This window comes from Sulfitobacter sp. 1A12779, from assembly GCF_043557315.1.
GTDB classification, from domain to species: domain Bacteria; phylum Pseudomonadota; class Alphaproteobacteria; order Rhodobacterales; family Rhodobacteraceae; genus Sulfitobacter; species Sulfitobacter faviae.
In genome coordinates this window covers 1-15,443 of the sequence record NZ_JBIFFU010000005.1, presented here as the reverse complement: position 1 = coordinate 15,443, position 15,443 = coordinate 1, and the positions used below count along the sequence as shown (strand labels likewise).

Sequence of the window (15,443 nt, the reverse complement as noted above, 5' to 3'; positions counted from 1 at the left end):
TAACATTTGCCCGGCACGGTCTCACCAGCCCTCCGCCTTATTCTCGGCAGAATTTTCGGCCAGCATTCTAAACGTCCGGGGGGACCAGATCCTTGGCGATGGCGGCGAGACGCCCCATCGCTCAGCGAAAGGGAGGTTCCAGATGTTGGTTAACGTAAGAGACTGGTCTCGCATCCTGCATAATTGCATCTTCTCCGATGCCGATCAGTCGCTCTGTGCAAGGGCGTGGCAATACCGGGAGGAGAGGGTTCTTTGGGCGCTTTGGGTCATGATCTTTACCCCGGGCCATTGCGAGCGGAGCTTCCGCCACCACCGCAAGTTGCTGCGCGCCAAGGCGCGCAGGTCTGCGGGCAGCGGCGGGTAACAAAGCCGCCAACAAGCACGTTATCCCCGCGGAATTCTCCCGCTGGGCAGTTGCATGCAGATGCATTCACGTTCACTTTGCCGGCAACGCCGCAAGCGGCCGGTTTGACCGCGCCGCTGGCCTTACCCAAGCAAAGGACAGCCATGCTTCGTCACGATCCCATTTACCCGTCCCACCGATCTCCCGTGGTTGCCGACAATGTCGTCGCGACCTCTCAGCCCTTGGCCACGCAGGCCGGTCTCTTGATGATGCAGCAGGGGGGCAATGCGGTGGATGCGGCGATTGCCACCGCCGCGGCGCTGACGGTGGTGGAGCCTACGGGCAACGGGCTGGGTTCTGACGCTTTCTGCATCCTGTGGGACGGGGAGAAGCTGCACGGGCTCAATGCCTCGGGCCGCGCGCCTGCCGCTTGGTCGCCTGAGCGGTTCCCTGAGGGCATGGTCGAGCATGGTTGGGACAGTGTCACCGTGCCGGGCGCGGTCAGCGCGTGGGTCGAATTGATGGAGAAGTTCGGCAAGCTTGATCTGGCGACGGTGCTGGCCCCGGCGATCCGCTATGCCGAAGAGGGCTTCCTCGTCTCGCCCACTATCGCGACACTCTGGGCGCGCGGGGCCGAGGTTCTGGGCAAGCAGCCGGGCTTTGCCGAGACCTTCCTCCCCGAGGGGCGCGCCCCGAAAGCGGGGGAGCGGTTCCGCAATCCCGGCGCGGCCCGCACCCTGCGGCTGATCGCCGAGACCAATGGCCGCGCCTTTTACGAAGGCGAGATCGCCGAAGAGATCGTGGCCCATGCCAAGGCCAATGGCGGCGCGATGACCATGGCGGATCTGGCGGCCAGTAAGCCCGAATGGTGTGGCACGATCAGCCAAAGTTTTGACGATGTGGAACTGCATGAAATTCCGCCAAACGGGCAGGGGATCGCCGCGCTGATGGCGCTCGGCATTCTGGAACATAGCGACATCCGGGCGCATGGCGCAGACGACCTGATGGCGGTGCATTTGCAGATCGAAGCCTGCAAGCTCGCCTATAGTGATCTGCATGCCTATGTGGCGGACCGCACGGCCATGACGGCGGTCGACGAAAAGGCGCTGCTCGATCCCGCATACCTCAAGTCCCGCGCCGCGCTGATCTCAACCGAGAAGGCGCAGGACTTTGGCGCCGGCGCGCCCAAGCAAGGCGGCACGGTTCTGATGAGCACGGCCGATGCCTCGGGCATGATGGTCAGCTTCATCCAGTCGAACTACGCGGGCTTCGGCTCGGGCGTGGTGGTGCCGGGGACGGGCGTGTCGATGCAGAATCGCGGCTTTGGCTTCACCACTGAGCCGGGGCATCAGAATATCGTGGCGGGGGGCAAACGGCCCTTCCATACGATCATCCCCGGTTTCGCGATGAAGAACGGCCAGCCCCTGATGGCCTATGGCATGATGGGCGGCCCGATTCAGGCCCAGGGCCATATGCAACTGTTGCTGCGCACGCAGCTTTGGGGGCAGGACGTTCAGGTCGCCGCCGATGCGCCGCGCTGGCGCATTCTGTCGGGGCTGGAAGTGGCTTGCGAACCAGCGATGGCGCCCGAGCTTTTGCAAGGGCTGCGCGATCTGGGTCATGTCGTCCATGTCGAAGCGCCGGACAACGCGTTCGGCTTCGGCGGCGCGCAGCTGGTGCAGCGCTTGCCCGAGGGCGGATATTCCGCCGGATCCGATCCGCGCAAAGACGGGCAGGCGGCGGGTTTCTAATTAGGGCCGCTACCCCTGTGAGTTTGGCATGGCCCGTTCCGGGGCCATGCCGTTTTGTTTTCAGCCTTGCCCGCGCATCGCGTCGACCGACCACGGCCCCGGCCCGGCGGCGGCAAGGTAGAGAAAGCCAAAGCTGTAAAGCGCCGCCAGTTCACCGCCATTCAGCAGCGGAAAGAACCCCTGCGGCATATGCGCGATGAAATAGGCCACCGCCGTCAAGCCGCTCAGGATAAAGGCTGACAGGCGCGAGAACAGGCCGATCACCAGCAAGACGCCAAAGACCAATTCGATCACGCCCGCAATTCCACCCATTGAGGCGATCGACACGCTGTTCATCGGCCCGGCTGGAAAGCTAAGGATTTTGGTCGTGCCATGTTGCAGCACCAAGAGCCCCGACATGATACGGAAAAGCGAGAGTATCTGCGGCTGGTAGGGGGAGAGGAAGGTCATGTTTTCCCTTTCAGGACATTGAGTTGTTCATACGAGCCCAGTTTCAATCGCAGCCCGCGCAACCCGTCCAGCCCTAAGCGCCGGAGGAGGGGATGTGTCACGGACCTGTGATGCTGAGCCCCGTAGGGAACCGTGGCGAGGGACGCATTTCACGGGCGTTTGCAGATAATCGAAAAAAATTCGCTTCAATCGGTCAATTGCTCTTGCGCACCCCGGACCGCCCGCGTTAAAGAGCCGCTGTCCGAAGGCGTTGCCCGAAAGACAGACATAGGAATTCCGGCGTAGCTCAGCGGTAGAGCAGTTGACTGTTAATCAATTGGTCGTAGGTTCGATCCCTACCGCCGGAGCCAACCTCCTCTGAACTGGTTGGAAACAAACGAAAAAGCGCTCCCTCGGGGGCGCTTTTCGCGTTTCGGACACAGGTTTTGACACACCGCCTTACACACTCCGGACACAGCGGAGTCACAAGGAGTCACACTTGGTGCCAAAAGCCCGTTCCAAACACGCGCGCATTCCTCATCTCGAACTTCGGCCTCAGGGATACGTTTGGCGACGACGAATCCCCCGCTCAATCCTTCGTCTGAACCAGATCGCGGATAGCCCCCTATCGACAAAATTTACCCCAGATCGAGTCAAACCGACCCAAACCGAATGCGGTTTGCGAAGGGCGATCGCGCATTCGGAGGGACTTTCTAATTTGCAAGAGGAAAATTCGGGGATTCAAACCGTCGATTCGCAAATCTCCATATGTTTTGCGCTGAAAACCCATGCTTTTCCGGAGGCTGCTGATCTTGCTCGCAAGCTCAGCGCCATCAGCGATCAGATTTTCCTCTACGCAGCGACAAGCATGAGTCTTTCTCCCCAAGATACCACAACTTTGCTGACAGCCTTTGCCCGGTTCGAAATTGAGGCGGGGGATCGCGAGCGTGCACTGGCGGATCCGAGGTCGCCGCAGCTCGCGCAGGCGGCGCTCGAACGAGAGGCCGCCCGACAGGCGGTCCTGCGAAAGGCATTCTTTCAGCATGATTACAGCATAGTGCAGGAACCGCTGCGGCATGTTGCCAACCATCTTGGCATCAAACTCCCCGCTGCGGCGAGCGAACAGGCGCGCCTTCTCGCCTACGAAGCTACTCGCGTGATGCTCGATGCGAGCCAAGAGAAGGTTCGGCGCGACCAAGGAGAGTTCCCCGGTCCGAGTCCCTACTTTTCCAGCGTGATTGCTGAACAATCAAACCCTGGCGCAAATGCCCAAACTCCCACGACGATGACGTCCATCTCTCCAACTGACAAGGAAGAAGCCATGAAATTGTTTCCCCGATCTTGGTTTGCATCATCCAAAGCATCGCCACTTCAAACTGAGGTTCTTGAAGAACACACACCCGCGCCCTCGACGCCTACACAGGAGGAAGGGCTCCACGCCCTATTGAGAAGCCGAGGTGTGCTGCAGTCCTGCTCTCCTGAGGTTCTCGCAGCTTTAAAGAAAGGTGGTGCAATGGAGGTGTCAGACGGCTTCTTGGTCTATACCGCCTTGAAGTCCGCAGGGTTCGGCGATGAATGGCAAAGGCATCAGAAACCGGACAAGGCAGTAGGGGACAAGTGGCAAAAGTCATCGCTTTCCTCAGTGAGGACGGCTTCCAAAATTTGGGCCGAGGAGTTTCGAGCGAAAGAGTTTACGCAAGCGTCTCCCGACGACATTGAAAGCACAATCGAAATGATCCGGAGGCTATCAAAATACCATGGCAAGGGTAGAAAATATACTGCGAAGAGCTACCGAGCGCTAAACGCAAAAGTTGATAAGCGCGAAGCAGCAGCCATGGATGCGGCCGAGCGCGAAGCCCGGCGAAACGGCATCACGAATGAGGCAGAAATTCGCGATCTCCGCATGGCAAAGGCTGAACCACGACTGCGCGTGAATACCTTCGTGCGGCTTGTCCGCTCCGTTAATAGAGTGGGCACCATGCTCAAGAAGCTCGGTGTTATTGAAGTGAATCCCTTCGATATCTGCTCCTTCACCAACCGTGAAGAAAAAGCTTTGAAGGCGACGGAGGCCCTGCTGGAGCGTGAGCCCTGGGACGATCGGTTTGACGAGTTTTTGGCGTCTCCAGTATTTCAGGGGAAGGCGAATGGCGACGCAGATCCACTCTTCTGGATGCCGCTGATTGCCGCCCTGATGGGACTTCGCAGTGAAGAGGCCGCCCAACTGGGACCGATGGATGTTCAATGGGACAGCAAGGTCGCCTACGTCATCGTGCGGCAGGAATTGGGAGATTCAGTCAAATCGGCAAATGCGACACGAAAGGTTCCTGTGCATCCGGCTTTGATTGAACTGGGTTTCTTGGAATTGGCTGAGCGGGCAAAAAAGAACAGCCAACGTCGCCTCTTTCCTTCGCTTAAGCGAGGTGCGAACAAGGGCACCTACACCGAGAATTTCACAAAGACATTCGGGTATTATCGCCGCACAAATGACGTCTATTGGCACGGGCTTGATTTCCACGCCCTACGCACCACTTTCCACCACCGTCTATTAGACGCGTCTTGTCCGGGGGCCCACCGGCGCAAACTCATGGGGCACGAACCGTTGGATGAAGGAGAGAAGTCCTACGCGCAAAAGGGCATCAGCATGCCAAGCCTTCTGAAGGAGGTGGGTAAAGTTCCGTTCGATACAGCGCGCGTGCGAAGTCCGCTCGCAGATTATCCCAAGGCATTGCATGAAGGTAATAGACTACGCCTGGTGCATAGGAGTGCGTCATGAAACAGAAGGGCAACAAGTTTGAGGGGGGGCTTGGCCCTCGTTCAGGTGGAGGGAAGAGCAACTCAGGAGAAGATGGTGACCTTCCGTTCGAAGTAATGGAAGAGGGAGATGCTATGGTTGCATCCGGCACTGTCGCCGAGAGTAACGCAGGATCAACTTACGTGGCGGTTTGCTACAGGGGCGCACAACTGACGATGGAAGCGACCTATCAACCGAAGCGGCGAGGGCCGATCAAGGCTTCGTTCTCTCTTCCTCTGGATTTCTCCGAACCTTCCTATCTGTTCCCCCTCCTCGAGGGGGAGCGACCGTGGAGCGATTGGGTGCCGATCGAACACTTCGTGCGTGAAGCCCTGGAGGCCATGCCGATTCCGCCATCGGAGATTGAGATTTTCAAACGCCATCTTAGGGTTCTAAGATCTGTGAGAAACGGACCAGAGGTTTCGAAGCTCCTTTCCGCGCGACCGGAGAAACTCCGCCAAGACGCCCTTGCCGGTGAGGATGACGAGCAGTTGGCCAGTCGACTCGCAGGAATAATTGAGGGGCTGCAACGGAATATTAACCATCCTAAAATTCCTTTAGAAACTCTCGCTGCGGCTGGTAACTTCATACGAATGTATGAGGAGTTCTTCCGTGAACGGCAGCGGCGTGATGCAATATCGGCATACGACAGAATGGGCGAGAAGATATTCTTGAAAGAAATGGTGAAAACTCGTCATAGACCTTACCGGAGGTAAATTCGGGACTGAATATTTAGGGGTAAGGCCCAAAATCTTCCAGATTGAAAGCGTAAGGGGCTCGGAACCAGCAATCTGGATTGGTGATATATCTTCCCATAGCTCAACTCCAAGGCGGCTGAACACGGCCACTCACATTGTCCCAGAATTGCGGCCCTGGTTCCATTGGCCACGTAACGCAATTATCTTAGGGAAAGTCGCGCGACGCCACCTCGATTACAGCTGTGCGCTATCGCCGATGTGCCACAGGTTCAGAGTTCACGTCACAGAAGAGGGTGGGGGCACCTGTTAATCTCGATTTTGCTACCTCTTAGTCCACAATCAAGTTTTCTAACCAACCAAGCTAAGGCGGCGCTGGGGTAGATTTAGCGCCACCCGGTTTTAGCGTCATTTTTATGATAGACTCAGTCCAGCAGAGTAGGAACACAGGGATGACACACCCAAAACCGGATGAATCAGACCCCAAGTGGACTGAATGGTTTATAGAGAAGGTGGGCCAGCCTGGGCCCGAAGAGGAAGCCTTTTTCGAACGACGCCGACGTCTTGGAACTGGAGTTGGCCTCGATGAGGACGGGAACCTTGTCTATGATAAAGACCTTCCTCAGGCCAAGAACGCGCTTGGAGAATAGACGCAGCCCCTGGCGCCGTAGTGTTAGTGTTCTCTGGAAAAACTTTCGCCTGCTGTGGCGTTTCGGATACCGACAGCGGCAAGATATCAACCATATCTTGCAACGATACGCCGAGCCCATTGGTCCGCTCCAACCTTGTTAGTTGAAGTTCGCCGGTTAATAGGTCATATATGACCAACATCTATACTTTAAAAGCCACATAAGACCCGCAATGTCGAATCTTCGTGCTCAGAGAGCTTTAGTAGACCTTGGCCGCAACATCAAACAAGCGCGCCTCGCGCGTCGTCTTGCCATCCTTGATCTCGCCGAGCGCGCAGGCGTGTCAGAAAAGACGATCCAGCGTCTGGAGCGGGGCGATGCTGGTGTGGGCATCGGGAAACTGGCCGGGGTGCTTGCGGCGCTCGGGGAGCCCGATGCACTCGCAGAGATCCTGCGAATAGAAGAGGATGCTGTGGGCCTGTCCCTCGCAGTCGACGCGATTCCCAAGCGGGGGATATCCTATGTAAAGCGCGGCGGCACACGAGTTCCGGATAGCCGCCATGAGGACGACGGCGATGATGAAGGAATAGGCTTCTGATGGCCCCGGGCGCTCCGAAACAGAAGGTCACCCATGTCTGCCTTGGAAGCGCACTCTTGCCAGTAGGTAAGCTGCGGTTCACCCATGGGTCGCGCCGCCATCATTCCGAATTTCAATATTTCGAAAGCTGGCTGGACGATGCCCGCGCTTTCGCGATCGCACCTCACCTGCCGCTCCGAATAGCGCCCTCCTATGTGACCAAGGCATCCTCAGGCGATCAGCGCGACAGCCTGCCTTCCGTTTTTCAGGATGCAACCCCTGATGCATGGGGACGTCTCTTGATGGCGCGCGTTCACGGCCCCGATCTCAGTGAATTCGATATGCTTACCCTGTTGGATGATGCCACGCGTCAGGGTGCACTCCGGTTCACTGGAGAAGGCGGCGGGATCATCAGTGGACATCGCGCACCAGTGCCGAACCTCAACCAGCTTGACGCACTCCGGGAGATCACGCTCGGGGTCGAGCAGCGACGCGAGGTGTCGAGCGAGGATCTGCGCCTGATCGCAGACGCCGGCGCCTCGATTGGCGGCGCTCGACCGAAGGTAAATGTGCAAGACCGCAACGCGCTCTGGATTGCTAAGTTCTCGTCCCTGAGAGACCAGAGGCCTGTGGAGCGCATCGAGGTCGCGACGCTCCAGTTGGCGCGGGAATGCGGCCTGCGTGCGCCAGATGCGCGCCTGGTGCTGGAAAACTCTGACCATCCAGTGGCCCTGATCAAGCGCTTCGATCGGCGGGCAGGCATGCGTGTCCCTTATTTTTCAGCGCGCACGGCTCTTAATCGATCCGGAGCGGGTCAAGGCTCCTATACGGAGATCGCAGAGGCGATCCGGATGATCAGTAAAGCTGCGCGGGCAGATCTGCATGAGCTTTGGGCGCGAATGGCCTTCAACGTCCTTGTCACCAACACGGATGATCACTTGAAGAACCACGGCTTCATCTACGCCGACAACGGCCTTTGGCGGCTCTCTCCGCTCTTTGATGTGAACCCACAAGCGGGACGCCATCGCTATCTGGAGACGGCGATCATAGAAGGAGGGCCATTTGTAGCGTCACTCGATCTTGCGGTGGCCGCTGCGGAGTTCTTCGACCTATCGGAGCACGAGGCGCGCAAGCGGGTGCGTGCAATGGCATCAGTCATCGCCAACCGGTGGAGACCTCTCATGCGGCAATTCGGTGTTGGTGGAGAAGATCTGAAATCTCTCGCAGACGCCTTTGAACACAGCGAGGCAGAGAAGGCTCTTAGTCTCTGATCAACAGCCGTCGATCTCTCGGCGGCAACGCCACGGTTGAGCGTTTCTGAGCCTCGAAGCGCTACGTCCGCTTTGAGCTCCAAACTGACCGCGTAAGCCGTTGGAGGCTTCGCAGTGGCATCATGGGCGCGCTTGGTGCGGCCGGCCCAAAGCTGCAGTTCACAAACCAGCCGATTGCTGCCGTGCAGCAAAATCAAAGCGGATTTTTCTGCCGACACGATACACGGCGAGGACATCTACTCACCGAGTTGGGCCTCAAGTTTCGAGACGCATCCAAACTGAACAGGGTCGAAGCGGGATAAAACTTTCCTTTTCAAAGCCTTAGCGGCATGGAGGTCCAAACGCCGCATTTGCCATCCGGCTCAAAGGCGTGTAGAGCTTTGTTCAAAGACCCCTCACCGGGCCAAATTGAGGCAGACCCGTGATCACAGAAATCGAAATCGAGCGCTTCAAGTCGATCCGCGCGCTAAAGCTTGAACTTGGTAGGGTCAATATTTTTATCGGTGGCAACGGTAGTGGGAAATCCAACTTCCTTGAGGCAATAGGTATCATCTCTGCGGCTCTAAGCAGAGGTCTCTCAGATAGCGATTTTCGTCGCAAAGGCGTCAGAATTACACCGCCCGCCTTGATGAAGTCGGCCTTCAAATACCAAGATCTCCCGCGAACATTTACTTTGAAAGCTAAAGCCTCCTGTGATGTTCAGTATACTTGCACCTTGAGTTCATCCGAGATCGACACTGCGCTTGCATTCTCGCACGAAAACTTTCAGCAAGCAGGAGAAAAACTTTTCGCGAGAAGCCCGAATGGTGCGACCGCTATGGGTAGCCGCTTGAAGCGCGGAATGGACAAATACAGAGGCATTTGGGATCAAACTCGAAGTATCTTTGATTATCCGGAAGAGGCTTCTGAAGAAATTGAGAAAATCTCCAAATACGCCATCTACGCGCCTCAAACTGAATTTTTGAGAGGGCGTAGAGTAGGTTCGGTAGATACACCTCCAATTGGACTGCATGGTGAAGGCCTACCAATCGCGGTAAAGACCTTTCTTCATGATTTGCCTGTCCCAAACCGGTCGAGGAAAAAAGGTGAGAGAAATGATCCGGAGGTAACCCTTGTCAATCGAGCGGCACATTTGCCGTTTGCTCCTGGCTGGGCGTCCTCGTTCCAAGTCGGTAAGCTTTCTGAATTTACCACCTCCAGCGACATGGAGCTGGCAAATGAAGATATGGTATACTTTGTTGACAGCTTTATGCACGCCAAACGCAATAAGCTCTCCGTGTATGATAGTAGTGAGGGGACGCTGTTCCTATTGTTTGCTGCAATGCTCATCGCACACAAGCAATCCCCAAAGATTTTCGCTATGGACAATGTGGATAGCGCGCTGAATCCGAGATTAACGCGCCTTCTTCTGGATGAAATAATTTATTCTACAGAGGCGAAATCCAAATACTCGCTCAGCAGGGGGCCGGAGCAGGTTTTCCTCACCAGCCATAATCCGACATCTTTGGATGCATTCGACATTTTTGACGACGCTACCCGTATTTTTGTAGTTTCAAGATCTGAGGATGGTGAAACCATGATCGAAAGACTGCAGCCCCCAAGTGGCATGTCGCCATCTGAATGGCATGAAATTAGTCAAGGGCGCCGATTGTCCGAGATGTGGATCGATGGCGAAATCGAGGGCGCATTAGGGAGCGATATTTAATGCGCTTTGGTCTCGTATGTGAGGGGGCCACGGATTTCATTACAGTGGCAAATTTTCTTTCAACAGCGCTTTCTGACAGGGGCGTTTCTGCAGATTTTATTGACCTGCAGCCAGGGCTCGACAAGACAAGCGAAATGAATTGCGGGTGGTCAAATGCGCTTCTCTGGCTCAAAAATAATAACCTCAAGCAAAGGCAAGTATCTATTTTAGGTCGTGGACTTTTCAGTGGTCGACTCGCGTCAAAAAAGTGCGATGCTATAATAATCTGTTTGGACTCTGATTGCGCGGCAGATGAAGGGTTTATTAATTTTTGCAAAAAGCATGCAGGGGAAATTCCTGAGGGTCTCTCTCATATCGATACCGTGAAGCGTGCGATTGTGAATTTTAGCGAGTTATCGCTGGAAGGTGCTAAAGCTGAAAAACACGTGATTTGTGCAGCTTTGCACAATTCAGAATCATGGTGCGTGGGAGTCTTGCCCGATGATCCGGAGCGACAAGTCGAGCAAATCCCAATCGGAGAAACCAACGCATTGCTTCTTGCTGCGCTATCTGCGCTACCGAATGCAGTTCTCGTCGATGAAGGGCGAAGAATTAAGGATAGAGCTTTGCGAAATGATTTTTGCCAGGCGAACCTCGCAAAGATAGATCACTTGATTAGAAGGAGCGGTAGCTTCAATCAGATGCTCGATGATGCCCATGAAATTGCTGTAGCTTAGTGGCGCCGCAACATGTGGGCTCATTGCCAGTCATCGCGTCTCCTCAACCTAAGTATTTAGTCGGGTTAGATGTTCGCGCAGATAAGCTCGGTCTTGGGGTTTGGAGGCTTGGATCTCGGCTTGGGCAGAACATAAAAATTTACGGATTACTTAGCAAATTCCGTTAATAGTCTCAGACAGACTGCTCAACTGAAAAAAAATCAAGATCGATCATGAGGTAGTCTGCATGAAAAGGGCAACATTATATTTTTCATTCAGGTCGCGCTTTGCTCTGATACTTATTATCGTCCGAACGTCTGCCACCATGATCTGGTAGGGTTGAATTCGCACGTGCAGAGAAAGTCCGGTTTCCGCCCTTCATTCCAAAGGTCCTCGCAATCGCAGCGCAAACTGAGCAGCGGCAGCAAACGGCAGGAAAATCCGCTAAGTTGACCTCCAGCCTTGGTTAAACATAGCGTCGAGTCCACGAGACCGGTCACGAGCTGCACCACGAAATGCTAAGGGCTGGCTCAAGTTGGCGGAGTAGTGAATTGACAATATTCGTGCCGGTGATCCTTCAGATATTATGGATATCGACCTCAATCGGCATTTCGCCCTGCCGCGCATGACAGAGCGTATTAAGCGCGGCATCTTCCTCTTCTTCTTCATTGTCGGGTCACCGCAGGTCAGGCGCTGTCGTCCTCTGACGGCTGGGACGCAGCGAGTGCCTGAATGCTCTTTGCTGGGCCTTTGTAACGCACCCCTCGGACGGAACCGCCGTTAGCGCGCGCCATATCCGCGGGCGAAACTTCACCTGAACGAAGTAGTTCTTCATCGCGTTCGCGCGCGGCGGCTTTCTCAGCTGCGCGGTCTTTGAACGAAAATCTGGGCGCCTTGGGTTTCATGTCGTCTCCCTCGCGTGAAGCTTATCACCTCGATGTCGGTTTCCTGCTGGGAAACCGGGACACGTGTGGCCTGCCTGTGCCGCACTTGCAAAATGTGAATAGTGCCAACTGAAGATATTAGCCTCTTCAAGCATTGGGGGAAGTTCTGTCAAGCGGTGACATGTCACCGGCCTTCGGAGCAATTGCTACGATTGCAAAAGTGCGCCAGAACCTAAATCTGGCGCACTGAGGGAAAACAGCGATCTCTGATCTACTGTTACTTAACGGCTGTCGTTGCCGGGGCCGTAGCCACCGTAGATGTAGCCTTCGCCGGGGCTGCGCTTTGCGGAGCGGGTGCTCATGACTGTGTCCGCGTCGAAACTGTTGTCGGCTGTGCTGAATGTGATGTCATTGGCTTTGGTCGACTCAAGGGGTGCCAGCATGCGGGCTTCATCACCGAAGGTCTTCTCAGCACCGATCGAGGTATCCAGGAAGAGGTCATGGCGGTAGGTCGATGTGTCAGCCAGAGCGGCAGTGGAAATCAGGGCGATGGCGGCTGTTGTCATAATCAGTTTCATTCTACGACCCTTTGATCTTACGACTGTCGCGTGATTGCGACTTCATCGTTGCTGGGGGAGTAACGGGACCAGCATGATTAAAGTTTCTGCCGTGCAGCGCGCACGGTCTGTGCATCACCAAACAACTCACCGGTCTCGCGAAACTGCCGACATCGACGTAGAGGCTTTACGCGGATATCTGGTCACCTGTGGCCAGCCTGTGCCGCACTTGCAGACAGACCGGCGCTCGAACTCGTGTTGGGTAATGCCGTCGGGCACATCGCCAGGCCTGCGGGTCACCGTATGACCGCACTCCCAACATCGAACTTTGATGTGAGTGATGCCGGGTGAGAACAGTTCATCAATGGTGGAGGTCATATCTGATCGACATACGATATTGCCATCATGCCGCCAATACAGCGGCCGCGAGGGTTTCTCCCTCAAGCTCTTCCTGTGTGTCTGCGCAGGTGTCGTAGGTCAGCTGGTCCAGCAGCTCCGCCACTTGGCTAACGCGCGCTTCAAGTGCAGGGTCGGTCAGCTGGGGCATGGTAGTCAGGGTCTCATAAGCATTGTTCAGGTCAGCATAGGTGATTGACCATGTAGTCACTGTATTCACGCCGTCCTTACTGGGATTGATCCCGAGAGCGACGAGCTCGCAGTAAATATAGGAGTTGGCAATGTCAGCTGTCTCATCAGCGATGCAAGGATCGTCAATCGGGCTATTAGCCAAAAGGTCCCACGCAGGATCAAATAGAGCCCACCAGTGGCGCAGTGTCCCGACCTCACCAGTGAACGGCCAGCGACGAACTGCGCTGTGGCGCGCCGGATCACCGCCGCATGTTCGGTGAATCCATGCCGGCGCAGGGCGGAGATCGTCTCTTGGGTGGCCCTTACCAGGCCTCCGGCGTCCGCTGCGTGGAAAATGGTGGTGTCGGTGTCAGAAATCTTCGTCAAAATGCTTTGCTTCTATGGTGATAGGAGCAAGGTGGTTATGTTCGACTGATCCAAAAATAGAGTCTTTCCGGGTCGGCAATCCGTTAAATGAAGAAGATGGATGATATGCCCCTATGCCGGTCTTTGGCGATCGCACCAAGAGCTGATTAGCCCATTCCCGTTTGCACGCGGTGTAAAGCCTCTTTGCCGAACTTCGGCAGCGTAGCTTGTTTCGTCGTCACAAACGAAGGGCCCCCTGCAAAATGTCCGTGGTTCGGCATGCCTTACGACAGAACCCGTGCTATATGTATCTTGGTCATTGTGACATGGACGACGGAACAAAGGAGAGGACATGGCTACCTTTGACATTGTTGTGTCAATCGCGTCGGTTGTTCTGGCTGGCGTGACGATCGCCTATATGGCCTACTTGGCTCGGGTTAGCGGTCGGGACCGGCCGCACGATCCGGAGCGCCTGCGCCGATTTATCGCGAATGCGCCTTACCATCTCCTCAAGGGGGAGAAGAATAACGGGTGTAGATGACCGGATTCCTTATTGCGATACCTTGTCCGTGGACGACCCACTGGCGGGGGCATTGTTGACCCTGATCGCTAACCCAATAAAGAAGATTTCTGACGACGTCCTTGCCCAGCCAGTAGTCCAACGCCGCAGCGTTCCATTCGCTATTACTCCTTTAGAAAGTCAAATCCTTCACTGACCAAGAGTCCTCGGCTGGTGCTACAATAGCTGCACAGTCTTCGAGGTGAAGGGTCCCTCCAAAGGTCTTTGCAGCTTCTTTGAATCTACTTAGCAGCCGCTTTGAAGCCTTATTGCGTTTTAGATATCCTTTCACTGCATGTTCATTTTTGAAAACGCTTGGGGCTCCTGCTGCAATACCTTTGTAGTCGAACTTGACCATTCTTCCGTCGACCAATGCCAGCGCAATAGCTGCCTCAATGCGATCTCCCTGCAATTCATTCCAGGTGACTAATTCATTTACAGGCAGACCAGGTATCGGAATATTGCAAACCAGAATAACTCGTTTTCGAAAGCGAGCATGGGCCAGTCTAAGCCTCTCGACTAATTGACGTGTAGCCAACTCCCGAGATTGAAGTTGTAGTCGTCGGATGCGGGCATCTGGATGACAAGGCACCATCACTGCAAACCCACTATGGTCTGCCATTTCATAAGGCACTTCAGTCAAGGGTAGCCGATGTTTTCCATTCAAGTCTGGTGCCACTAACTCGAGTGGACTGTTGGCTGTATCGCCCCAGAATGCGCGACCTTGATCTTCGAGAACCGAGATCGGCAACTCCTGACGTCCAAGAACGATGACGGTTCCGCAACCTTCGTAACGATTTGAGCCTAACGACCGGCCTCCGAACCAAAGCCAATCGGCACCATGTAACTTAGTATTTAGCAAAATTTGGGAAATTTCTTCGTCGCTCTTTGCGCTGAAATCCCAACCCGCGTCTTCAAATATTTTCCTGACTACTTTCTTGGTAGCTCCAACAAGAACACCCTCTTTTCTTGAGAGCTGATCTCGCAATACTTCCCTTGCAATTACCCGGCAGAAGCCTTGGCGCTGTTGTTCGCTTTTTAACAGCGCTGTGCTGGACATCTGTTGATCGTGGACCTGCACTATATGCGCGTTCGGCCGTAGCGATAGCCTATGTTCAACTTGCACATCGCACCCAATCGCAGTCAGAATTTCGGTATCCGCGTCAGCATCCAAAATTAGGATAGGTTCCTTGTGCTCAAGGGGACGGCAGCGGCTAATGCGAAGGAATTCTGTCTGATTGTTGGCAAATAAACGAAGCCGTTCGCAGTCCGCGAGGTTCTTCTGCTTGGCCTCGCCCAAGACTTCCCAGACCGCAGCGAACCGGGATGCCTTGTGATGCACCCCCTCGGCGGCTTCCAGCTTCCTTTTCTGCGTTTCAATGTCCTGATCTGGCCGAATTTCGGCACCAGGTGCCTGTGCTTTCCGCTCAAGCTGAGCAAATTCCGTGTAGTCGCTCACTGTATACGGCAGGGTTAGGGGAGATTCACCTGAACAGAGCTTTCCAACAACCTGTGCAGCAGCCGTTAGAAGCTTAGTATAGGCGGCCTGTTGATTGTCACTGAGAACTGACCCGGTATTTTCACCGAGATTTGACCCACCCTCAGTTATGCGTCGTGGTTTATG

General features: G+C 55.2%; 13 protein-coding genes and 1 tRNA gene. 10 read left to right on the top strand and 4 right to left on the bottom strand.

The window, feature by feature from the left end; all coding sequences use genetic code 11:
• The first annotated feature begins 507 nt into the window (after window positions 1-507).
• A complete protein-coding gene (locus ACGYLQ_RS07570) occupies window positions 508-2,094 on the top strand; it encodes a gamma-glutamyltransferase family protein (RefSeq protein WP_394441717.1) in 1,587 nt (528 codons plus the stop codon).
• Between the two features lie 60 nt (window positions 2,095-2,154).
• Here the strand turns inward: ACGYLQ_RS07570 and ACGYLQ_RS07565 are convergent, their stop codons facing one another.
• On the bottom strand, window positions 2,155-2,544 hold the full coding sequence (locus ACGYLQ_RS07565) for a DoxX family protein (RefSeq protein ID WP_394441715.1): 390 nt from the start codon (window positions 2,542-2,544) through the stop codon (window positions 2,155-2,157).
• A gap of 275 nt (window positions 2,545-2,819) precedes the next feature.
• Here ACGYLQ_RS07565 and ACGYLQ_RS07560 point away from each other — a divergent pair.
• From ACGYLQ_RS07560 to ACGYLQ_RS07525, 8 genes are all read left to right on the top strand, one after another.
• A tRNA-Asn gene (locus tag ACGYLQ_RS07560) sits at window positions 2,820-2,894 on the top strand.
• Between the two features lie 347 nt (window positions 2,895-3,241).
• Window positions 3,242-5,296 carry a tyrosine-type recombinase/integrase gene (locus ACGYLQ_RS07555; RefSeq protein WP_394441712.1) on the top strand — a complete coding sequence of 685 codons (2,055 nt, stop codon included), beginning with the start codon at window positions 3,242-3,244 and terminating at the stop codon, window positions 5,294-5,296.
• Window positions 5,293-6,030 (top strand): hypothetical protein, encoded by a 738-nt coding sequence (locus ACGYLQ_RS07550; protein ID WP_394441710.1) that lies wholly within the window; start codon window positions 5,293-5,295, stop codon window positions 6,028-6,030. Before ACGYLQ_RS07555 ends, ACGYLQ_RS07550 begins: the two co-directional genes overlap by 4 nt.
• Before the next feature lie 431 nt (window positions 6,031-6,461).
• On the top strand, window positions 6,462-6,659 hold the full coding sequence (locus ACGYLQ_RS07545) for a hypothetical protein (RefSeq protein WP_394441707.1): 198 nt from the start codon (window positions 6,462-6,464) through the stop codon (window positions 6,657-6,659).
• 211 nt (window positions 6,660-6,870) lie between these two features.
• The gene (locus ACGYLQ_RS07540) at window positions 6,871-7,236 is read left to right on the top strand and encodes a helix-turn-helix domain-containing protein (protein WP_276154741.1); all 366 of its coding nucleotides are present in this window, start codon (window positions 6,871-6,873) and stop codon (window positions 7,234-7,236) included.
• Window positions 7,236-8,486, top strand: coding sequence for a type II toxin-antitoxin system HipA family toxin (locus tag ACGYLQ_RS07535; protein WP_394441704.1), 1,251 nt, complete (start codon window positions 7,236-7,238; stop codon window positions 8,484-8,486). Before ACGYLQ_RS07540 ends, ACGYLQ_RS07535 begins: the two co-directional genes overlap by 1 nt.
• A gap of 421 nt (window positions 8,487-8,907) precedes the next feature.
• Complete coding sequence (locus tag ACGYLQ_RS07530; RefSeq protein ID WP_394441701.1) at window positions 8,908-10,191, top strand: AAA family ATPase; 1,284 nt, start codon at window positions 8,908-8,910, stop codon at window positions 10,189-10,191.
• Window positions 10,191-10,907, top strand: coding sequence for a hypothetical protein (locus tag ACGYLQ_RS07525; protein WP_394441699.1), 717 nt, complete (start codon window positions 10,191-10,193; stop codon window positions 10,905-10,907). Before ACGYLQ_RS07530 ends, ACGYLQ_RS07525 begins: the two co-directional genes overlap by 1 nt.
• A 1,144-nt stretch (window positions 10,908-12,051) precedes the next feature.
• Here ACGYLQ_RS07525 and ACGYLQ_RS07520 read toward each other — a convergent pair.
• Both ACGYLQ_RS07520 and ACGYLQ_RS07515 read right to left on the bottom strand, forming a co-directional pair.
• Complete coding sequence (locus ACGYLQ_RS07520; RefSeq protein WP_394441696.1) at window positions 12,052-12,348, bottom strand: hypothetical protein; 297 nt, start codon at window positions 12,346-12,348, stop codon at window positions 12,052-12,054.
• 382 nt (window positions 12,349-12,730) lie between these two features.
• A complete protein-coding gene (locus ACGYLQ_RS07515) occupies window positions 12,731-12,943 on the bottom strand; it encodes a hypothetical protein (RefSeq protein ID WP_394441693.1) in 213 nt (70 codons plus the stop codon).
• 669 nt (window positions 12,944-13,612) lie between these two features.
• Here ACGYLQ_RS07515 and ACGYLQ_RS07510 point away from each other — a divergent pair.
• Window positions 13,613-13,801 (top strand): hypothetical protein, encoded by a 189-nt coding sequence (locus ACGYLQ_RS07510; RefSeq protein ID WP_394441690.1) that lies wholly within the window; start codon window positions 13,613-13,615, stop codon window positions 13,799-13,801.
• A gap of 151 nt (window positions 13,802-13,952) precedes the next feature.
• On the opposite strand, the gene ACGYLQ_RS07505 is transcribed toward ACGYLQ_RS07510, so the two are convergent.
• Window positions 13,953-15,443 (bottom strand): hypothetical protein (locus ACGYLQ_RS07505; RefSeq protein WP_394441687.1); only part of this gene is annotated, 1,491 nt, incomplete at its 5' end.

Bases quoted from the DNA above. Each gene is read 5' to 3' on its own strand.
- ACGYLQ_RS07565 (WP_394441715.1), bottom strand. From the start codon at position 2,544: ATGACCTTCCTCTCCCCCTACCAGCCGCAGATACTCTCGCTTTTCCGT.
- ACGYLQ_RS07550 (WP_394441710.1), top strand. From the start codon at position 5,293: ATGAAACAGAAGGGCAACAAGTTTGAGGGGGGGCTTGGCCCTCGTTCA.
- ACGYLQ_RS07510 (WP_394441690.1), top strand. From the start codon at position 13,613: ATGGCTACCTTTGACATTGTTGTGTCAATCGCGTCGGTTGTTCTGGCT.
- ACGYLQ_RS07535 (WP_394441704.1), top strand. From the start codon at position 7,236: ATGGCCCCGGGCGCTCCGAAACAGAAGGTCACCCATGTCTGCCTTGGA.
- ACGYLQ_RS07520 (WP_394441696.1), bottom strand. From the start codon at position 12,348: ATGAAACTGATTATGACAACAGCCGCCATCGCCCTGATTTCCACTGCC.
- ACGYLQ_RS07570 (WP_394441717.1), top strand. From the start codon at position 508: ATGCTTCGTCACGATCCCATTTACCCGTCCCACCGATCTCCCGTGGTT.
- ACGYLQ_RS07545 (WP_394441707.1), top strand. From the start codon at position 6,462: ATGACACACCCAAAACCGGATGAATCAGACCCCAAGTGGACTGAATGG.
- ACGYLQ_RS07525 (WP_394441699.1), top strand. From the start codon at position 10,191: ATGCGCTTTGGTCTCGTATGTGAGGGGGCCACGGATTTCATTACAGTG.
- ACGYLQ_RS07540 (WP_276154741.1), top strand. From the start codon at position 6,871: ATGTCGAATCTTCGTGCTCAGAGAGCTTTAGTAGACCTTGGCCGCAAC.